The organism is Azospirillum griseum (assembly GCF_003966125.1).
GTDB lineage: Bacteria > Pseudomonadota > Alphaproteobacteria > Azospirillales > Azospirillaceae > Azospirillum > Azospirillum griseum.
Window position 1 is genome coordinate 106,292 of sequence record NZ_RXMA01000009.1, and the last position, 18,719, is coordinate 125,010.

At 68.0% G+C, this 18,719-nt stretch carries 18 protein-coding genes and 1 riboswitch; of the genes, 10 read left to right on the top strand and 8 right to left on the bottom strand.

Annotated elements, in window-relative coordinates; all coding sequences use genetic code 11:
• Window positions 1-32 precede the first annotated feature (32 nt).
• A complete protein-coding gene (gene nadA, locus EJ903_RS11695; RefSeq protein ID WP_126615340.1) occupies window positions 33-1,055 on the bottom strand; it encodes a quinolinate synthase NadA in 1,023 nt (340 codons plus the stop codon).
• 344 nt (window positions 1,056-1,399) lie between these two features.
• Between nadA and EJ903_RS11700 the strand changes: the two genes are divergently transcribed.
• The 7 genes from EJ903_RS11700 to EJ903_RS11730 all read left to right on the top strand — a co-directional run bounded on the left by EJ903_RS11700 (window position 1,400) and on the right by EJ903_RS11730 (window position 8,195).
• Window positions 1,400-2,083: an amino acid ABC transporter permease gene (locus EJ903_RS11700; protein ID WP_126615342.1), complete on the top strand. Its 684-nt coding sequence runs from the start codon at window positions 1,400-1,402 to the stop codon at window positions 2,081-2,083.
• A 15-nt stretch (window positions 2,084-2,098) separates the two neighbouring features.
• The gene (locus tag EJ903_RS11705) at window positions 2,099-2,752 is read left to right on the top strand and encodes an amino acid ABC transporter permease (RefSeq protein WP_126615344.1); all 654 of its coding nucleotides are present in this window, start codon (window positions 2,099-2,101) and stop codon (window positions 2,750-2,752) included.
• Complete coding sequence (locus tag EJ903_RS11710) at window positions 2,736-3,527, top strand: amino acid ABC transporter ATP-binding protein (RefSeq protein WP_126615346.1); 792 nt, start codon at window positions 2,736-2,738, stop codon at window positions 3,525-3,527. The genes EJ903_RS11705 and EJ903_RS11710 overlap by 17 nt, the downstream gene beginning before the upstream one ends.
• 97 nt (window positions 3,528-3,624) lie before the next feature.
• Window positions 3,625-4,413: a transporter substrate-binding domain-containing protein gene (locus tag EJ903_RS11715; protein WP_126615349.1), complete on the top strand. Its 789-nt coding sequence runs from the start codon at window positions 3,625-3,627 to the stop codon at window positions 4,411-4,413.
• Between the two features lie 70 nt (window positions 4,414-4,483).
• The gene (locus EJ903_RS11720) at window positions 4,484-5,494 is read left to right on the top strand and encodes a zinc-binding alcohol dehydrogenase family protein (protein ID WP_126615351.1); all 1,011 of its coding nucleotides are present in this window, start codon (window positions 4,484-4,486) and stop codon (window positions 5,492-5,494) included.
• Window positions 5,495-5,498: 4 nt separating this feature from the next.
• Window positions 5,499-6,626: a mannitol dehydrogenase family protein gene (locus tag EJ903_RS11725; protein ID WP_126615353.1), complete on the top strand. Its 1,128-nt coding sequence runs from the start codon at window positions 5,499-5,501 to the stop codon at window positions 6,624-6,626.
• A 48-nt stretch (window positions 6,627-6,674) separates the two neighbouring features.
• Window positions 6,675-8,195, top strand: a complete 1,521-nt coding sequence (locus EJ903_RS11730; RefSeq protein ID WP_126615355.1) for a UxaA family hydrolase — start codon at window positions 6,675-6,677, stop codon at window positions 8,193-8,195.
• Between the two features lie 39 nt (window positions 8,196-8,234).
• Here the strand turns inward: EJ903_RS11730 and EJ903_RS11735 are convergent, their stop codons facing one another.
• The 5 genes from EJ903_RS11735 to EJ903_RS11755 form a co-directional block, all read right to left on the bottom strand.
• The gene (locus EJ903_RS11735) at window positions 8,235-9,419 is read right to left on the bottom strand and encodes a methanobactin export MATE transporter MbnM (protein ID WP_246015482.1); all 1,185 of its coding nucleotides are present in this window, start codon (window positions 9,417-9,419) and stop codon (window positions 8,235-8,237) included.
• Window positions 9,416-10,315, bottom strand: a complete 900-nt coding sequence (locus tag EJ903_RS11740) for an MbnP family copper-binding protein (RefSeq protein ID WP_126615357.1) — start codon at window positions 10,313-10,315, stop codon at window positions 9,416-9,418. Before EJ903_RS11740 ends, EJ903_RS11735 begins: the two co-directional genes overlap by 4 nt.
• A gap of 43 nt (window positions 10,316-10,358) precedes the next feature.
• Window positions 10,359-12,443, bottom strand: coding sequence for a TonB-dependent hemoglobin/transferrin/lactoferrin family receptor (locus EJ903_RS11745; RefSeq protein ID WP_246015485.1), 2,085 nt, complete (start codon window positions 12,441-12,443; stop codon window positions 10,359-10,361).
• Window positions 12,444-12,532: 89 nt separating this feature from the next.
• The gene (locus EJ903_RS11750) at window positions 12,533-13,174 is read right to left on the bottom strand and encodes a DUF2244 domain-containing protein (RefSeq protein WP_126615359.1); all 642 of its coding nucleotides are present in this window, start codon (window positions 13,172-13,174) and stop codon (window positions 12,533-12,535) included.
• A 73-nt stretch (window positions 13,175-13,247) separates the two neighbouring features.
• The gene (locus EJ903_RS11755; protein WP_126615361.1) at window positions 13,248-13,685 is read right to left on the bottom strand and encodes a DUF2946 family protein; all 438 of its coding nucleotides are present in this window, start codon (window positions 13,683-13,685) and stop codon (window positions 13,248-13,250) included.
• Between the two features lie 164 nt (window positions 13,686-13,849).
• Window positions 13,850-14,060: riboswitch (cobalamin riboswitch) on the top strand.
• 125 nt (window positions 14,061-14,185) lie between these two features.
• Here EJ903_RS11755 and EJ903_RS11760 point away from each other — a divergent pair.
• A complete protein-coding gene (locus EJ903_RS11760; protein WP_126615363.1) occupies window positions 14,186-14,842 on the top strand; it encodes an energy-coupling factor ABC transporter permease in 657 nt (218 codons plus the stop codon).
• Window positions 14,843-14,952: 110 nt separating this feature from the next.
• Here EJ903_RS11760 and EJ903_RS11765 read toward each other — a convergent pair whose 3' ends face one another.
• Window positions 14,953-15,729 carry an IclR family transcriptional regulator gene (locus EJ903_RS11765; RefSeq protein WP_126615365.1) on the bottom strand — a complete coding sequence of 259 codons (777 nt, stop codon included), beginning with the start codon at window positions 15,727-15,729 and terminating at the stop codon, window positions 14,953-14,955.
• A gap of 179 nt (window positions 15,730-15,908) precedes the next feature.
• On the opposite strand from EJ903_RS11765, the gene EJ903_RS11770 reads away from it, so the two are divergent.
• Window positions 15,909-16,736: an IclR family transcriptional regulator gene (locus EJ903_RS11770; RefSeq protein WP_126615367.1), complete on the top strand. Its 828-nt coding sequence runs from the start codon at window positions 15,909-15,911 to the stop codon at window positions 16,734-16,736.
• 120 nt (window positions 16,737-16,856) lie between these two features.
• Complete coding sequence (locus tag EJ903_RS11775; protein ID WP_126615369.1) at window positions 16,857-17,375, top strand: HPP family protein; 519 nt, start codon at window positions 16,857-16,859, stop codon at window positions 17,373-17,375.
• 68 nt (window positions 17,376-17,443) lie between these two features.
• Here the strand turns inward: EJ903_RS11775 and EJ903_RS11780 are convergent, their stop codons facing one another.
• A complete protein-coding gene (locus EJ903_RS11780; RefSeq protein WP_126615371.1) occupies window positions 17,444-18,607 on the bottom strand; it encodes a phosphoserine transaminase in 1,164 nt (387 codons plus the stop codon).
• Window positions 18,608-18,719 lie beyond the last annotated feature (112 nt).

Sequence of the window (18,719 nt, forward strand, 5' to 3'; positions counted from 1 at the left end):
CTGGCCGGGAGTCGGTTCTTTGGGGCGGCCCTTTACTTCGGCTTCACCGCCAGCATCCGTTCGACCGAGCGGCGGGCGCGCTCCGCCAGATCGGGGGCGATTTCGACGCGCGGTTCCAGCGTTTGCAGGGAGTCGAGGATGCTGGCCAGCGTCACCGTCTTCATGTGCGGGCACAGGTTGCAGGGGCGGACGAATTCGGTGTCGGGCGAGGCGGCAGCGACGTTGTCGCTCATCGAGCATTCCGTCACCATCAGCACGCGCGGCGGCTTTTCCTGGCCGACGAAATCGATCATCCGGGCGGTGGAACCGACGAAATCAGCCGCCGCCAGCACGTCGGGCGGGCATTCCGGGTGGGCGATCACGGTCAGCCGGTCGAACCGGTTGCGGAATTCGGTGATTTCCGCGCCGGTGAAGCGCTCGTGCACCTCGCAATGGCCCTTCCAGGCGATGATCTCGACCTTGGTCTGGGTGGCGACGTATTTGGCGAGATACTCGTCGGGCAGGAACAGCACGCGGTCCACGCCCAGCGATTCCACCACCTCCACCGCGTTGCCCGAGGTGCAGCAGATGTCGACCTCCGCCTTCACCTCCGCCGAGGTGTTGACGTAGGCGATGACCGGCACGCCGGGGTGCGCCTCGCGCAGCAGCCGGACGTCGGCGGCGGTGATGGAATCGGCCAGCGAGCACCCGGCGTTGCGGCTGGGGATCAGCACGGTCTTGGCCGGGTTCAGCAGCTTGGCCGTCTCCGCCATGAAATGCACGCCCGCCACGACGATCACGTCGGCGTCGGTCTGCGTCGCCTTGGCCGCCAAGGCCAGGCTGTCGCCGACGATGTCGGCCACGCCGTGGAAGATCTCCGGCGTCTGGTAGTTGTGGGCGAGGATGACGGCGTTGCGTTCCCGCTTCAATTCGTTGATCGCGTGGATCAGCGGGGCGTGGAAGGGCCATTCGATGGCGGGCACGACGCGCTTCATCCGGTCGTAGATCGGGGCCGTCGCCCGCGCGATGTCGGGGGTGAAGGCGAGGGCGTCGGTGGGGCCGGCGGCGTCGGGCATCGGGCGCTCCTAAAATACTCGTTTCGAGCAAAACCATATTTGCTCGAAACGAGTATATCAAGCGGAAAATCGCAGTGCGGATTTTGTTCGCGGCTGTGGCCTGACCAGATGCCGGTCGGCTGGGGAAAGGGGGGTGGAAATCGCTCTTTCGGCAAAGAGGCCATACCAATTTGGCGGATTCAGCAAATTGGCTTGACCAAATTAGTTCGTCTGTCTATCGTTCCGCATCGCCCGCAACTGGGGCGGGGTGTTGGGGGACGGATCCAGGGGAAGAGGCGCAACCGCCCGCCCGTGACCGCTCCGCCCAGCCAAACCCGCCGGGCATTCGGGGAGGATCCGGTGTTGTGACCTATCAATTCGATTTCGCCGCGCTGCTGCCCTATTGGCCGGAATTCGTCCATGGGCTGTGGCTGACCCTGCAACTGTCGGCGATGGCCACGGTTCTGGGCTTCATCGTCGGCACCCTGTGCGCCATTGGCCGGGCCGACGGGCCACCCGCCGTGAAATGGGCGGTCGCCGCCTATGTCGAGGTGATCCGCAACACGCCGCTGCTGGTGCAAATCTTCCTGGTCTATTTCGGCATCGCCACGCTGGGGTTCCGCATCGGGGCCAACACGGCGGCGGTGGCGGCCCTGGTGGTCAATGTCGGGGCCTACACCTGCGAAATCGTGCGCGCCGGGCTGGAATCGGTGCACAAGGCGCAGTTGGAGGCCGCCGATTGTCTGGGGTTGAGCCGGGTGCAAACCTATTGGCACGTCGTGTTGCGCCCGGCGGTGGAACGGGTCTATCCGGCGCTGACCAGCCAATATGTGCTGCTGATGCTGGCCTCCTCCATCACCTCGCAGATTTCGGCGGAGGAGCTGACGGCGGTCGCCAACCGGGTGCAGTCCGACACCTTCCGCAGTTTTGAAACCTACATCGTCGTCGGGCTGCTCTATCTGCTGCTGTCCTTCGTCGTGCGCATCGCCTTCTGGCTGGTCGGTCTGGGCGTCTTCGTCCGCCGTCGCAAGCTGGGCACGGCGCTGTAACCGGGGGGCCATCTCATGCAAAGCTTTGGTTTGGCCCATGTCGAGTTTCTGGCCTGGGCGGCGCTGTGGACCGTCGGCCTGTCGGCCATCGCCTTTGTGGGCGGCGGTCTGCTGGGCTTCGCCGTGGCGCTGTTGCGGGTGTCGGCGAACCCCGCCGCGCGGCTGGCGGCTATCGTCTACATCCAGATCGTCCAGGGCACGCCGCTGCTGATCCTGCTGTTCCTGATCTATTTCGGGGTGGCGGTGATCGGTTTCACCGGGGTTCCGGCCATCCTGGCCGCCGGGGCCGGCCTGACCATCTACGCCTCGGGCTTTCTGGCCGAGATCTGGCGCGGCTGCATCCAATCGGTGCCGAAAACCCAGTGGGAGGCGGCCGAATGCCTGGCGCTGACCCGCTGGCAGCGGATGACGCGGGTGATCCTGCCGCAGGCGCTGCGCATCGCCACCCCGCCGACCGTCGGTTTCCTGGTGCAGATCGTCAAGAACACCTCGCTGGCGTCGGTGGTCGGCTTCGTCGAATTGGCGCAGGCGGGCAAGCTCATCAACAACTCGATCTTTGAACCGTTCACCATCTTCGTGACGGTCGCGGTCTTCTACTTCGCCCTTTGTTTCCCGCTCTCGACCTGGAGCCGCAGCCTGGAGAGGACGCTCAATGTCAGCCGTCGCTAACCCCACGCGCGCCGCGCGGGAGGACACCCCCCGTTCGCCGCAGGCCGGTGCGCCGGTCGTCCGTCTGCACGACGTCCACAAAAGCTTTGGCGCGCTGAAGGTGCTGGACGGCGTGTCGCTGGACGTCGGTCCGGGCGAGGTCGCCGCCATCATCGGGCAATCCGGCTCGGGCAAATCCACCGCGCTGCGCTGCATCAACGCGCTGGAAACCATCCAGCAGGGAACCATCCACGTCTGCGGCCACGCCATCCACGACCCGCAACTGGACCGCCGCGCCCTGCGCCGCGACGTCGGCATCGTCTTCCAAAGCTACAACCTGTTCCCGCACCTGACCGCCGAACAGAACATCATGCTGGCCCCCACCTGCGTGAAGGGGATGACCAAGGCCCAGGCCCGCGAGCTGGCGCGCGAGGTGCTGTCCCATGTCGGCCTGGCGGAAAAGGCCGAGCATTACCCTGAACAGCTGTCCGGCGGGCAGCAGCAGCGCGTGGCCATCGCGCGGTCGCTGGCGATGCGGCCCAAGCTGATGCTGTTCGACGAAGTGACCTCCGCCCTGGATCCCCAACTGACGGGGGAGGTGCTGAAGGTGATGGAAAATCTGGCGCGGGAGGGGATGACGATGATCCTCGTCACCCACGAAATGGCCTTCGCCCGCAAGGTGGCTTCCAAGGTCGTCTACATGCACCGGGGCCGGGTGTGGGAAACGGGAACCGGGGCGATGCTGGACGATCCGCAAACGCCGGAATTGCGCGCCTTCATCGGCAACGGGCTGTGACCGTTCCGCGTGTTTGACCGCCGCAGCAAGCGGCCAAGCAAGACACCAACCAACAAAAACCCCCACTGCCAACAAAACACCCACAGGAGGAGAGACCATGAACCGCCGCCTTTTCACCGCCGCCGGATTGGCGCTGTTCGCCACCGCCAGCCTTGCCGCTCCGGCGCTGGCCGACAGCCTGGACCAGATCAAGGCAAGCAAGACCATCCGCATCGCGGTGGATCTGGGGTCCCCGCCCTTCGGCATGAACGACGCGTCGATGCAGCCGACCGGGTCGGACGTGGAAAGCGCCAAGCTGCTGGCCGCCGATCTTGGCTACAAGCTGGATCTGGTGCAAGTGACCAGCCCGAACCGCGTGCCCTTCCTGTTGACCGGCAAGACAGATCTGGTGATGGCGTCCTTCAGCATCAGCGAGGAGCGCAAGAAGGTCATCGACTTTTCCGAACCCTACGGCGTCATCCAGATCATCATCGCTGCACCCAAGAGCGTGACGATCAAGGATTTGAACGACATCGTCGGCAAGCGGGTCGCCACCACGCGCGGCTCCACCAACGACAAGGAAGTGACCACCCAGGCCCCGCAGGCCGACATGGTGCGGTACGACGACGACGCCACCCTCATCACCGCGCTGATCTCCGGGCAGGTCAACATCCTGGCCTCCTCGCCGCAGACGATGGCGGCGATCAACGCCCGCCGCCCGCAGGACCCGTTGGAGGTCAAGGTCGTGGTCAAGACCAACCCCTACGCCATCGGCATCCGCAAGGGCGACGACGCGCTGCGCGCCGTGGTGGACGAGTGGGTCAAGACCAACCTGCGCAACGGCAAGCTCAACGCGATCTACACGAAATACAACGGCGTCGGCCTGCCCGCCGAGATGCTGAAGTGAGTCCACGGGGCCGGATGCGTGGCGCTCCGCCCGTCCGGCCCCTTTCCCCATTCTTGGAGTTGAGGCCCCCATGCTGACCGTCATTTGCGAAACCCCCGGCACGCTGCGCGCCGAATCCCGAACCCAACCGACGCGCGGCGACGGCGAGGTTCTGTTGCGGGTCAAGCGCGTTGGCGTCTGCGGCACCGACCTGCACATATTCACCGGCAACCAGCCCTATTTGCAGTACCCCCGCGTCATGGGCCATGAACTGTCCGGCGTGGTGGAGGAAGCGCCCGAGGGCAGCGCGCTGAAGGCGGGCGATCCGGTCTATGTCATGCCCTATCTGTCCTGCGGCACCTGCCACGCCTGCCGCCAGGGCAAAACCAATTGCTGCATGAACATCCAGGTTCTGGGCGTGCACCGCGACGGGGCCTTCACCGAACATCTCAGCCTGCCGGAAGCCTTCGTCCACAAGGCCGACGGCATCAGCCTGGATCAGGCGGCGATGCTGGAATTCCTCGCCATCGGCGCGCACGCCGTCCGCCGTGGCCGGGTGGAGGCCGGTCAACGGGTGCTGGTGGTCGGGGCCGGTCCCATCGGCATGGCGGTCGCCATCTTCGCGGGCCTGCGCGGGGCCACCGTGACGCTGCTGGACGGGCGGGACGACCGGCTAGCCTTCGGCCGCGCCCATCTGCCCATCGCCGCCACCGTGCAGCTTGGGCCAAAGGACGAAGAGGAGTTGGCGGGCCTGAGCGACGGCGTGTTCTTCGACCGCGTGTTCGACGCCACCGGCAACCCGAAGGCGATGGAGCGCGGTTTCCGTTTCGTCGCCCATGGCGGCACCTATGTGCTGGTGTCCATCGTCGGCGCGACCATCAGCTTTTCCGATCCGGAGTTCCACAAGCGGGAAATGACCCTGATGGGCAGCCGCAACGCCACGGTGGAGGATTTCGAAACCGTGCTGGCGGCGATGCGGGCCGGGCAAATCCCCGACGCCGCGCTGAACACCCACCGCATGACGCTGGCCGAGGTGCCGGAGCTGTTCCCCGGCCTGCTCGACCCTGCCGCCGGGGTGGTCAAGGCGCTGGTGGAGTGCTGATCCGATGAGCGCGCCCACGCCGATCCTGCAATTCGGGACCAGCCGCTTTCTCCAGGCCCACGCCGATCTGTTCGTGTCCGACGCGCTGGAGCGGGGGGAGGCGCTGGGCCGCATCGCGGTGGTGCAGACCACCGACAGCGCGGAGAGTGCGGCGCGCGTCGCCGCCCTGGCCGACGGGGCGGGTTACCCCGTCCGTGTGCGCGGTCGGCTGAACGGCGCGGTGATCGACCGGGAGGAGCGCGGACGCGCGGTCGCCACCGCTTATCAGGCGCAACGCGACTGGCCGCGCTTGCGCGATCTGATGGCGGGGGAGGTGCGGGTCGTCCTGTCCAACACCGGCGACCGGGGCTATCAGCCCGACCCGACCGACGACGCCCGCCTGCTGGAACAGACCGATCAGGCCCCGCGCGGCTTTCCCGCCAAGCTGCTGGTGCTGCTGCATCACCGCTGGCGTCACGGGGCGGAACCGCTGTCGCTGTTCCCCTGCGAGCTGGTGTCGCGCAACGGCGACCAGCTCAAGGCCATCGTCGGCGCGCTGGCGGTGGCGTGGGGCTTGCCCGACGCGTTCCAACGCTATCTGGCCGAGGGCTGCGTCTGGGCCAACAGCCTGGTTGACCGCATCGTGTCGGAGGCGCTGCACCCGGTGGGGGCGGTGGCCGAACCCTACGCCCTGTGGGCAATCGAACGGCAAGCCGGGTTGCTTCTGCCCTGCACCCATCCGGCGATCCAACTGGTGGACGCGCTGGCCCCGGTGGAGCGGTTGAAGCTGCATCTGCTCAATCTGGGTCACACCTGGTTGGCCGATGGCTGGTTGCGCGGCGGGCGCGACGCCGGGGAAACCGTGCTCCAGGCCATGAGCGACCCCGTCCTGCGCGACGGGCTGGAAGCGCTGTGGCGGGAGGAGGTGTTGCCCGTCTTCGCCGCGCTGGGCCAGGGGGCGGAGGCCGAGACCTATCGCGACAGCGTGCGTGACCGCTTCCTCAACCCCTTCCTGAATCACCGGCTGGCCGACATCGCCCAGAACCACGCCGACAAGCGGCAGCGCCGCCTTGCCCCGGTGGTGACGCTCGCCGCCGATTTGGGCCTGACCCTGCCGCAAGCCCGCCTGCGCGCCGCCCTGGCGGACGGGTGAGGGGCTGTGCCGAGCGACCGTGATGTTTCCAACAAGGACGCCGACCCGATGACCGCGCCCGATCTGATTCTGCTGAACCCCGCCGATTCCGTCGCCGTCGCCACCCGCGCCCTGGAGGCCGGGGCGGTCTTGCGCGCCGGGGATTGGTCCGGGACCGCGCTGGACCCCATCCCCAGCGGCCACAAGATTGCCATCCGCGCGCTGGCGCTGGGCGATCCGGTGCTGAAATACGGGCAGGTGATCGGGGCGGCGACCCAGCCGATTGCGGCGGGCGCGCATGTCCACGTCCACAATCTGGACATGGGCGACGCCCGGATTGATTCCGTGATCGGATCGGCCTACCGCCCGACGGCGGTGACGGAGGACGCGACCTTCCAGGGCATCGTCCGCCCGTCGGGCAAGGTCGGGACGCGCAATTACATCGGCATCATCGCCAGCGTGAATTGCTCCGCCACCGTCTGCCGCTACATCGCCGAAGCCTTCAAGGGCAACGCGCTTGCCGATTTTCCCAACGTGGACGGCGTCGTCGCCATCACCCACGGCAGCGGCTGCGGCATGAGCGGCAGCGGCGAGGGGCTGACCCTTCTGCGCCGCACCCTGCGCGGCTACGCCGATCATCCCAACTTTGCGGGCATCCTGCTGATCGGGCTGGGCTGCGAGGTCAATCAGGTCGCCCCGCTGGCCGACAGCCTCGCCGCGCGCGGCGACGGGCTGCTCGCCCGCATGACCATCCAGGAGGAGGGCGGAACCCGCGAAACCGTCGATCGCGGCATCGCGCTGGTCAAGGCCATGCTGCCCGCCGCCAACGCCATCACCCGGCAAGCGGTGTCGGCCCGGCATCTGACCGTCGGGCTGCAATGCGGCGGGTCGGACGGCTATTCCGGCATCACCGCCAACCCGGCCTTGGGCGCGGCGGTGGACCGGCTGGTGCGGGCGGGCGGGACCGCCATCCTGTCGGAAACGCCCGAAATCTATGGGGCCGAGCATCTGTTGACGGCGCGGGCCTGCGCCCCGGCGGTGGCCGACACGCTGTTGGGGCAAATCCGCTGGTGGGAGGAGTACACCCGCCAGCACAAGGGCGACATGAACAACAACCCGTCCCCCGGCAACAAGGCGGGGGGCATCACCACCATCCTGGAAAAATCACTCGGGGCGGTGGCCAAGGCGGGCGGGACCGGGCTGATGGACGTCGTCGGCTACGCCGACCCGGTGGAAACGCGTGGTCTGGTCTTCATGGACACGCCAGGCTACGACCCGGTGTCGGCCACCGGGCAGGTGGCGGGCGGGGCGACGCTGATCTGCTTCACCACCGGGCGTGGATCGACCTATGGCTGCAAGCCCACCCCGTCGCTGAAGATCGCCACCAACGGGTCCCTGTTCAAACGCATGAGCATGGACATGGATTTCAACGCCGGGGTGATCCTGGACGACGGCATCAGCGTGGAGGCGGCGGGCGAGGCGCTGTTCCGTCTGATGCTCGACACCGCGTCCGGGACCCCCACCCGCAGCGAATCCCACGGCCTGGGCGACAACGAGTTCGTGCCCTGGCAGTTGGGCGCGGTCATGTGACGCGCCAAGGGCGTCGGTGGGGTCCTCCCGGCGGGGGCCTCACCGGCGGGCTTCCCACGGGTTCGACCAGCGCGGATCGGTCAGCAGCGTCTCGTCGGTCAGGGTGCCGAGAAAGGCCAGCAGATCGCGTTTTTCCGCCGCCGTCAGGCCGATGCGGGTGATGAGGCCGCTTTTGTGCGGATTCAAGCGCCCGTCGCCCCGGTTCGGCCCGGACATGATCCGCCGCCCGCCCTCGGAATAGAGATCAATCACCTCGGCCAGCGTGGCGACGCTGCCATCGTGCATGTAGGGCGCGGTGACGGCGACGTTGCGCAGGCTGGGCGCGCGGAACGCCCCCATGTCGGCGGGCGCGCCGGTGAATTCGAACAGGCCCCGGTTGGGAAAGGGAAAGGCCCCGGTCTTGCCGATGTTGTAAAGCCCGGTGTTGTGGAAAGGGGTTTCCACCTCCCGGCTTTGGGCGTGCACGACCTGATCGTTGAAATTGAAGCTGCCATGGCAATGGTGGCATTCGGCCCGTTCGCCGAAAAACAGGGCCATGCCGCGTTCCTCTGCGTCGGTCAGGCGGGCGGTTCCCAACAGATAGCGGTCGTACCGGCTGTCCACCGACAGGATGCTGCGCTGAAAGGCGGCGATGGCCTTGATGACCGTCGCCATCGTCAGCGGCTCCGCCTCCTCCGGGAAGGCGGCGCGGAACAGCGGCGGATAGAGCGGTTCGGCCCGCAGCCGGTCGAGGATGGCCGCCCGGTTGGCGTCGGTGACGCCCATTTCGATGGGGTCGTCGCCGAACAGCGGAACCTCCATCTGCCGTTCCAGCGACACCAGCGCCGGGTTCGCCCAGGTGTAGGTCGCGTTCCAGGCGCTGTTGGCCAGCCCCTGCGCGTTGCGGTGGGTCAGGCCACCGGTGGATCCCGGCGACCGCGCCCGCCCGTCGGTGAAGGCACGGTCCTGCCGGTGGCAGGACGCGCAGGCCATGGTTCCGTTGCCCGACAGGCGGGTGTCGTAAAACAGGCGCCGACCCAGCTCCACCTTGTCCACCGACATCGGGTTGTCGGCGGGCAGGCGCGGTTCGGGGACATGCGCGGGCAAACGCCACGCCCAGCCCTCCGCCCGCGCCGGATCGGCAACGGTGATGGACACCGCCACCACCGCCCCCGCCATCACCAGGATGGACGCGGCGGCGGACAGCGCCGCCACCGTCCGCCGGATCGACGCCCGCCCCCTCACGGCTTGGCGACCACGGCGAAGGCCGGGGAGCGGCCCGGCTCCACCGGCTTGCCATCGGCCAGCGACAGGCCGAGGCGGGCGAAGGTCGGGCCGCAATCGGCGTCGGTCGGGCCGCTCATACAGCCGATGGCCCCGCCCTGGTCCTTGGTCAGGGCGCTGCCCTGGAACAGCGACGACAGATCGAGCGCCACCGCCTGACGGCTGGGATCGAAGGCGGCGATCGTCACCGGCACTCGGTTGGAACGGGCGCAGGCCACGCTGTCGCCGTTGGCCGGGTTGCCCACGCAGCCGGTGGAGCCGAGATGCACGTACCAGCTCGGGGCCTTGCCGCCGTCGGGCTTGGCCACGCCGCCCGCCGGATCGACCTCCACCTTGATGAATTTGCGCCCGGCCTGCCAGCTCCAGCCCAGGGCGGCGCTGTCCAGCGGGGCCGGGGCCTTTTCCGTGCTGCTGTGGTTGAGGGCGGGCGGAACGCCGACCGTGAAGGACAGGCCGGCAACCGTCGTGCCGACCGGCACCGTGCCCGTCACCGCGCCGTTGGTGGCCTTGGTCCCGCCGACGCAACCGCCGCTGCCGTCTTCGAAATCCAGCAGGGCGACGTTGGCGGTTTGCCACGCGTTGACCGTCAGCGCCAGCGGAACCGTCTTGCCCGCCGCATCGATCACGGCGACATCCTGCACATAGAAACGGGCGTCGCGCAGCGTCGCGGCCGTCTTGCCGACCCCCAACGGCCCCAGCGGCGCGCTGCAGCGGGCGGGCTTGCCGTTGGCGGTCAGGGCGAAGCTGATGGACAAGGGTTGCTGCGGCACGGGCTGGGCCGTGTCCGGCGCGGTGGTGGCGCAACCGGCCAACCCGGCGGCGGCGGTCAGGGTGAGAAGGGCGGGCAACAGACGCATCGGGGTCTCCTGTGCGGGCAAGACGGGGATGGGCGGATCAGGATCAGAAGCGCGCGGTCAGGGTCAGGTTGACGCTGCGCCCTTCCTCGTAGCTGTAGGTTTCGGTCTGCGACTGCTGGTAGGTCACGTACCCCTTGTCGAACAGGTTGGTGACGCCAAGGTCGAGACGGTACCAATCGCGGTCATAGGACACGCCGATGTCGTGGACGGTGTAACCGTCGCGGCGGCGGAGCGCGGTGGAATCATAATGCTGGGCGGCGGCGAACTGGCCGACGTAGCGCAGCGTCCAATTCTCGCCCACCCGGTATTGCAGGCCGAGCGACGCCTTGTCCGGCGGGGCGTAGAGGTTGGCCCCGGTCGCCACGTCCTTGGACCGCAACCGGGCGTAGGCCAGCCCGACCGTCAGATCGCCGACGCTGTAGGTCATCTCCGCTTCCCCGCCCCAGCGTTCGGCGTTGGCGACGTTGCGCTGTTGGAAGATCAGGCCGGTCCCGGAGAAGGGGGCGACGCGGCGGTAGGTGCCAACGGTCTGTTGGCTGATGAGGTCCTTCACATCCTCGCTGAAGATGGTTGCCTTGGCGCGCAGGCTGTCGCCCTTGGCCAGCAGATCGTCCAGGGCCAGCGTGACGCCCGCCTCCTTGGTTTTGCTGGTTTCCGGTTTCAGCGCCGGGTTGGGGCGGAAGTTGAACAGGGCGCGGGTGGTGTTCAGATTGCCAAACATCTCCGTCAGGGTCGGGGCGCGGAACGCCTCGCCATAGCCGACGAAGACTCCCAGGGCGGGGATGGGCTGGTATTTCAACGCGATCTTCGGCGACAGACGGTCGTTGCTGGACGCGGATTGCCCCGACGGAGTCAGGCGGTAGCTGTCCTGGCGCAGCGCGGCGGTCAGCGTCCAATCCGACAGAACGCGGATTTCATCCTGGATGAAGCCGCCGAAGGATTGCAGCGCGCCGTCCGGCAGCACGCTGTTGGGGGAACCCGCCGATTGGTTCTTGGCGGTGTCGCGGTAAAAATCCAGCCCATAGGTGACGCGGTGGTGAATCCACGACCCGGTGTCGAACGTGCTGCTGTTTTGCAGGCTGGCCCCGAAGGTGGCCGTCATCGCCGAGGTGGGATCGAGCGCCGGGACGACCCGGCTTTCGGTGTCCAGCTTGAATTTGGTGTAATAGGCCGACAGCGACCCGTCCAACAGCCGCTTGTCGGCGTCGCGGAAGGCCCAAGCGGCGTTGTACTGCTCCTGCCGCCGCTTGAGCTTTTGCGAGAAGGGGAACAGCAGGTTGCCGCCGGGGTTGTTCGGCCCGGTCAGATCGTCGGCGAATTTCTGGTAGCCCAAACGGAACTGGTTGGTGTCGTTCGGGGTGATCGTGCTTTTGACCAGCGCGCTTTTCAGTTGGCCGTCGTTGGGCAGGGTGGAGCCGGAACCGCCGGTGCCGGTGTGGACGGTGTTGTAATCGCGGTAGGTGGCGCTGGCGAGCAGATCGACGCCGCTGGCCCGCGCCGCCGCCGTCAGGTTGGTGGACAGCTCCTCGTTGGCGCTGCGGTAGCCCGCCTTGACGCGCCCGCCCACCGTCTTGCCGGGGGCCAGCACATCGTCCACCCCGATGGTTTCGAACGCCATGACGCCGCCCAGGCCGCCGCTGCCATAGGCCGCCGACATCGGGCCGCGCACCACATCCACCTGTTTGATCAGGTCGGGGTCAAGCAGCAGCGGCGTGTTCACCCCGCCGTCGTTGTTCCGCCGCGCGCCATCGACCGACAGGATGATGCGCGGGCCGAGCAGGCCGCGAATGGCTGGGCTTTGCGACGGCGGACGCGGACCGCCGCCGAAATTGACGTTGGGCAGGGTGCGCAGGACGGTGGACAGGGTGTTGGCCTGCGCGTCGTCCAATTGCTCCCGCCCGACGGTGGAAACCGAGGCGGGCAGATCGAAGCCGCTGTTGGCGGTGCGGGTGGCCGTGACCGTCACCGCGTCCAACTGGAAAATCGGCGCGGCGGTGTGGCTGCCCGCGTCGCTGTGCGCGGCGGCGGTGTCGGCCGTTTGTTGAGCGGCGGCAGGGACCAGCGGGCAGAGCAGCAGGCCCGGAAGCGCAAGCCAGGAGGCGCGCAGACGTGTCGACAGACGGGGCACGGGTGGTGTCCTTATCGGATGGAGGGCAGAAGCCGACGCGGGATGGCGGCGCGCGCGCCAGCCGTCCGGTGGCCTGTGCCGGTTTGGTCTTATTTCGGCAGGGGCAGGGCGGCGTCGGGCAGACCCGCCGGGGTCGGGACCGGCCACGCGTCGCTCAGACGGTTGGACGCGCGGGCCAATTCGCGTTTCAGCACGTCGGCCAACGCCTGCCGCTCCTCGACGGTCAGGAACGCGCCGACGGTGATCCGGCGGCCATGGCTGCCCAAGGTCAGGCGCGGACCGGCGGAACCGTTCGGCTCGACCGTCACGCGCAGCCAGGGGGTTTGCCAATCGCTGACCGCCGTGCGCCCGGCGGAATCGGTCTGCTCCACCCGCGTGCGGTCGGGCCAGACCTGGATCCGCTCGCTCTGGCGGCGGCGGTGGGCGTCGCCCAGCAGCGACCACCCGACGAAGGCGGCGACCACCAGCCCATAGGCCGCCATCGGCCAGGCCCCCAACCACAGCCACGCGGTCAGGGTGATGGCCGCATAGGCCGCCACGACGGCGGCGAAGATCACGCGACCGTGGCGGGTCCCGCTGTCGTTGGGGGTCAGCAGGGCGTCGAACAGGGGGGCGGCGTCGGTGGCGGGCGCGGATTCGACCTGGGATGGGGCCAGGGACGGGGATTCGGCAAGGCCGCGTGGGGCCGAATCCGCAAGGATCGGTGATACACCGGGGGGCAGTCCGGGCATGGAGAGACTCTCCGCAGGGGGGATTTCAGCGCATGGCGACGCCGGAGGTCATCCGGTTTCGCCGCGACGGGAATCAACCCAGGGAGGGGGGGGCGCGCGCCTGAAGGGTGGACAGGAACCAACCGGCGGCGATGCGGTCGCCCGGCAGCGCTTCCGGCCCATGACGACCCACATCGTCAGGGGTCAGCAGCGCCAGCGGTGGCGGCAACGCCAAGCCACCGATCAACGGACACAAGGGGCAGGACCCGCCCGACATGGCCGTGTCGGTGTCGGCGTTGCGGTCCGCGTCGGTCTGGATCGGCGCGCCCTGCGCGTCGAGCAGAACCGTTTTGAAACCGTCGGGGGTGCAGATGACGATCCGGCTGGGACCATCGCCCCCACCGGCCCCGGGCAGCGGGGCCGCCATCGCGGGCATCCAGGCCCAGGCGACAATTTGCAGCAGCAACGCCACCGCGCCAGCCAACAGGCTGACCCGCCGCGTCCGCAGCCCCTTGTTCCCGGTTCCGATCATGCCCCGCCCAATGTCCCCAGCGCCGACACGCCCACAGCGCACACGCGCACCGCTGCACCATAGCCCAGCCCGCGCAGCCCGTGCGAGCGGCATTTTCACGCAGGTCCGGAGCCGCAGCGCGGACGTTGCGGCGCAAAAAAACCTTGGTTTGGATCCGCAAGCCGGTTTAGCGTGCGTGTGGTGGTGCGCGCCGTTGGCAACGACAGCGTGTGAAAATGGGAATCCGGTGCGACCCGATCAGGGTCCAATCCGGGGCTGCCCCCGCAACTGTGAACGGCGTGCGTCGGATCAAAAAGCCACGGGTCGAACGACCGGGAAGGCGATCCGCCGCGTGACGCCGCAAGCCAGGAGACCTGCCACCAACCCAACAACCCCAGCAGGCCGTCGGTGGGACGGCCCGGAGGTGGCGATGACATTCCGCGCATCGGGTTGAGCGCCGGGCTGGCCGTGACCGGTCCCGCAACCCTTGATTTTCTTTCTGCGCGCAAGGCGTACACACCATGCACATCGAACCCGGCGTTCTCGACGCCGTCAAAGTCACCGCCGCCAACGGTGCGGCACTCGCCACCCTGGCCGTCTACAGCCCGGCCCTGGTCCGCCAGCCGGTGGAACTGGTCAAGGCGGTGTTCGCCGCCCTGTTCTTCTCCGTTTTCATGGAGATTTACCATCTGCCGGTCGGCCCGTCGGAATTGCACTTCATCGGCGCGTCGGCGGTCTATTTCACCTTTGGTTTCCTGCCCACCCTGTTCGGCTTCGCCGTTGGCCTGCTGCTGCAAGGGGCGCTGTTCGAGCCGCAGGATCTGCTGCATCTGGGCGTCAACAGCCTGTCCCTGATCGTGCCGCTGGTCGCCGTGCACGAAACCGTCGGCAAGCGCTTTTTCGCTGAGGGGGTCGCCAAGACCGCCGTCACCTGGGGCCGCATCATGGCCTTCGACGCCGCCTATTACGCGGGCGTCGTCGCCATGGTCGGTTTCTGGCTGTTTTGGGGCGAAGAAGCCACCCCGCTGGCCGATTGGGCGCTGTTCGCCGCGTCCTATCTGCCGCTGGTGCTGTGCGAGCCGGTCTTCACCTTCGTCGCGTTGAAGGGGGTGAACCGTCTGACGGCGGCCAGCCCGCTGCGCCGCGTCACCGCGCTGGACCGTCTGGCGCTGGCCTGATCGGATCGGTTCATTTGGGTGTGTGACGGAAAAGCCCATCGGTTTGGCGTGCGCGCCGGGCTGGTGGGCTTTTTCATGAGGGTTTGTGTTTGGGCGGTTGTGGTGACGCCTCAGTCCCGATGGTCGGCCAGCACCGCGCCGATCCGGTCCGCCACGCCGCGCATGTCGGGCAGGAACAGCGATTCCAGCAGCGGGATCGGCACCAGATCGCGGAAATGGACCAGTGACAGCCCGCCGATCACCCGCCCGCCGGACCGCACCGGGATCGAGGCCATGCGCAGGCCGGGCGACAGGCTGGGATATTCCCACAGGGCGTAGCCGTTGCGGCGGGCGGCGGCCACCTCCTCCAGACAGGCGTCGGGCGGGCGCGTCAGCGTGCCGTCGGCGACGGAGTCCTGGACAATCCGTTCGGCCTCCCCCGGCGGCAGCGCTGACAGATAGGCCAACCCGGTGGCGGACGCGACCATCGGGAACCGGCGGTGTTCGAACAGGTTCAGCTTGATCGGCGCGGCGCTGCGGTTCGACACCTCGATCACCACCGAGCGCCCTTCGGCCAAAAAGAACTCCGACGGCCATTTGACGCGGGCGGCCAGATCGTCCAGCAGCGGTTGCACCAGTTGGGCGATGGGGGTGCGGTCCAGCAGGGCGCGCGACAGGTTGCGCACCTTGGCCGTCACCTGATAGCCCTCCGCCTCGCCCAGATCGTCGAGATAGCCCTCGTGCACCAGCGTTTGCAGCAGCCGGATCGCCGTGGCTTTTGGCAGGCGGGAGCGGCGGACCACCTCCGCCACCGTCGGGGCCTGGATCTCGTTGGCCACCGCCAGCACCCGCAGGCCGCGCACCAGGGCGTTGACCGGTTTTGCCCCGCTGGTTCGCCGCTCGGTCATTGCCAATGCCCCTGTTGCGTGGATGTCGGGCGAACGATTGCACGATGTGGACCGATGGTCCATAAACATCGGGGGGCCGAGCGCTGGAAATTTGTGCGTTTTTGAGTAATTTGCGCGATAATCGCACTTACAAGCGCCGCCCGGTTGGGAGAGCGGTGGGGTTATGGGGGGAGTCGAGCATGGTGGACACCGCGCATCCGCAGGGCCAGGACCGGCAAGCCGGGCCGGACGAGGACACCGCCGATCCCAATTTCATGACCTCGCTGGCGCGCGGCCTGTCGGTGATCCGGGCGTTCACCGAACGCGACCCGACCCTGACCATCGCCGACATCGCCAAGATCACCGGCCTGCCGCGCGCGGCGGCGCGGCGCTGCCTGCTGACGCTGACCCAATTGGGCTATGCCGGAACGGACGGGCGGATTTTCTATCTGAAACCCAAGATTCTGGCGCTGGGCTATTCCTTCCTGTCGTCGGCCCCGCTGGCGACCATCCTGGATCCGCTGATCGAGCAGGTCAGCGCGGCGGTGCAGGAATCCTGTTCGGCGGCGGTGCTGGACGAGGATGACGTGGTGTACATCGCCCGCGCGGCGACCAAGCGGATCATGTCGGTGGGGCTGAACGTCGGCAGCCGTCTGCCCGCCTATTGCACCTCCATGGGGCGGGTGCTGCTGGCGGCGATGCCGGAGGCGGAGTTGAACGCCTATCTGGCGCGGGTCCCGCTGAAACCCTTCACCGAACGCACCATCACCGCCACCGACGCGCTGAAACGCGAGTTGGAGCGCGTGCGCGAGCGCGGGTTCTCTCTGGTGGATCAAGAGCTGGAGTTGGGGTTGCGCTCCATCGCCGTGCCGATCCGCACCGCGTCGGGCGGGGTGGTCGCCTCCGTCAACGTCAGCGCCCAGGCCGCCCGCGTCACCTGCCCGGAAATGGAAACGCAATTCCTGCCCCGCCTGCACCGCGCGGCGGAGGAGGCGCGCGTCCTTCTGGTCCGGTCGCGTGGGATATGAGGCGGTTGGGGAGCCTGACGGTGGCGCAGGGCTGACCATCCTGTGATGAAATTTTGCACAGCTTGACGTTTTTTTGACCCAACCCTACCATCCTCTCCGCTCTTGGCGAGGGGGTCGGGCATGAAACGGGTGGGCGCGTTCTTCGGCAAAATGAAGGGCACGGAACAGGCTCCGACCCGCCCGCATCTGCGCGAAATCCTGTGGTCGTGGGTGGGCGGCAGCGCTGGAATCGGCGCGATCAGCGTGATTTCTCTCCTCAGCAAGCTGCCGCTGCTGATGGCCCCGTTCGGGGCGACCTGCGTGCTGATTTTCGCCGCCACCGACAGCCATCTGGCCCAGCCGCGCAGCGTTCTGGGCGGTTATCTGGTGTCGGCCCTGGTCGGGGTGATCGGGCTGGCGCTGTTTGGCAACGCCCCGTGGGTGGTGGCTCTGTCGGTCGGGACCGCCATCGCCGTGATGCAACTGACCCGGACCCTGCACGCGCCCGCCGGGGCGATGCCGCTGCTGGCGCTGGCCCCCGGCACCGACACGGCGATGCTGCTGCCGACGGCCCTGACAGGAGCGCTGACGCTGGTCGGCATCGGCCTGCTGGTCAACAATTTGCGCAGCGACCGCGCCTATCCGCGTTACTGGGTGTGATTGTCTGGGTGTGAGGCTCCACGTCCCGCGCGACCGGTGTTTCCGGCCGCGCGGGACGTGGATGACGGTCACTTGGCCCCGAGAACTTCGGCCTTCACGGTGGCGAAGGCCCAGTCGAGCCAGGGCAGCAGGGCTTCCATGTCCTCATTCTCCACCGTGGCCCCGCCCCACAGGCGCAGGCCCGGCGGGGCGTCGCGGTAGGACCCGGCGTCAAACGCGGCCTCTTCCTGTTCCAGCAGGGCGGACAGCTTCTTGGCGAAGGCCGCCTGCGCGTCGGCGGGCAGGGCCAGAACGTCGGGATCGGTGAAGCGCAGGCAAATGGCGGTGCAGGAGCGGGTGGCCTCCTCCCCGGCCAGGAAGGCGGCCCAGCGGCTGTCCTTGACCCAATCGGCGACGAGGCGGAGATTCTGCTCCGACCGGCGGATCAGTTGCGGCAGACCGCCGACCGACAAGGCCCAACGCAGGCCGTCAATGGCGTCCTCCACGCACAGCATCGAGGGCGTGTTGATGGTGTCGCCTTCAAAGATGCCCTCGATCAGCTTGCCGTTCTTGGTCATGCGGAAGATTTTCGGCAGGGGCCGGTCGGGCTGGTAGCTTTCCAGCCGGGCCACCGCGCGCGGGCTGAGGACGAGCATGCCGTGCGCGGCCTCTCCGCCCAACACCTTCTGCCAGGACCAGGTCGCCACGTCGATCTTCGACCAGGGCAGATCCATGGCGAAGGCGGCGGAGGTGGCGTCGCAGATCGACAAGCCGACGCGGTCATCGGGGATCCAATCGCCGTTGGGCACGCGGACCCCGGCGGTGGTCCCGTTCCAGGCGAACACCACGTCGCGCGCGAAATCGACCGCCGCCAGATCGGGCAGCGATCCGTAATCGGCGATCATCGTGCGCACGTCGGGCAGCTTCAGTTGCTTGACGACGTCCGTCACCCATTCCTTGCCGAAGCTTTCCCACGCCAGCATGTCCACGCCGCGCGCGCCCAGCATCGACCACAGCGCCATTTCCACCGCCCCGGTGTCCGAGGCCGGAACGATGCCGATGCGATAGTCGCCCGGGATCGCCAGCACCGCGCGGGTGAGGTCGATGACCTCCTTCAGCTTGGCCTTGCCGGGTTTGGAGCGGTGCGACCGACCGAGCAGCGCGCCTTCCAGCGCGTCCAGCGACCAGCCCGGACGCTTGGCGCAGGGACCGGACGAAAAGAGCGGGGTGGAGGGACGGCGCGTCGGCTTCATGGCGGATGTCCTGCCCGGAAACGGGGTTGTGCGAAGGCAGCGACCTTAAAAGCTGCCCCCCACCCCGTCAACCAAGCCGGTGCCGGTGCGGAACGACCGCCAGCCATGCGCC

Bases quoted from the DNA above. Each gene is read 5' to 3' on its own strand.
- nadA (WP_126615340.1), bottom strand. From the start codon at position 1,055: ATGCCCGACGCCGCCGGCCCCACCGACGCCCTCGCCTTCACCCCCGAC.
- EJ903_RS11705 (WP_126615344.1), top strand. From the start codon at position 2,099: ATGCAAAGCTTTGGTTTGGCCCATGTCGAGTTTCTGGCCTGGGCGGCG.
- EJ903_RS11710 (WP_126615346.1), top strand. From the start codon at position 2,736: ATGTCAGCCGTCGCTAACCCCACGCGCGCCGCGCGGGAGGACACCCCC.
- EJ903_RS11715 (WP_126615349.1), top strand. From the start codon at position 3,625: ATGAACCGCCGCCTTTTCACCGCCGCCGGATTGGCGCTGTTCGCCACC.
- EJ903_RS11720 (WP_126615351.1), top strand. From the start codon at position 4,484: ATGCTGACCGTCATTTGCGAAACCCCCGGCACGCTGCGCGCCGAATCC.
- EJ903_RS11725 (WP_126615353.1), top strand. From the start codon at position 5,499: ATGAGCGCGCCCACGCCGATCCTGCAATTCGGGACCAGCCGCTTTCTC.
- EJ903_RS11730 (WP_126615355.1), top strand. From the start codon at position 6,675: ATGACCGCGCCCGATCTGATTCTGCTGAACCCCGCCGATTCCGTCGCC.
- EJ903_RS11740 (WP_126615357.1), bottom strand. From the start codon at position 10,315: ATGCGTCTGTTGCCCGCCCTTCTCACCCTGACCGCCGCCGCCGGGTTG.
- EJ903_RS11750 (WP_126615359.1), bottom strand. From the start codon at position 13,174: ATGCCCGGACTGCCCCCCGGTGTATCACCGATCCTTGCGGATTCGGCC.
- EJ903_RS11755 (WP_126615361.1), bottom strand. From the start codon at position 13,685: ATGATCGGAACCGGGAACAAGGGGCTGCGGACGCGGCGGGTCAGCCTG.
- EJ903_RS11760 (WP_126615363.1), top strand. From the start codon at position 14,186: ATGCACATCGAACCCGGCGTTCTCGACGCCGTCAAAGTCACCGCCGCC.
- EJ903_RS11765 (WP_126615365.1), bottom strand. From the start codon at position 15,729: ATGACCGAGCGGCGAACCAGCGGGGCAAAACCGGTCAACGCCCTGGTG.
- EJ903_RS11770 (WP_126615367.1), top strand. From the start codon at position 15,909: ATGGTGGACACCGCGCATCCGCAGGGCCAGGACCGGCAAGCCGGGCCG.
- EJ903_RS11775 (WP_126615369.1), top strand. From the start codon at position 16,857: ATGAAACGGGTGGGCGCGTTCTTCGGCAAAATGAAGGGCACGGAACAG.
- EJ903_RS11780 (WP_126615371.1), bottom strand. From the start codon at position 18,607: ATGAAGCCGACGCGCCGTCCCTCCACCCCGCTCTTTTCGTCCGGTCCC.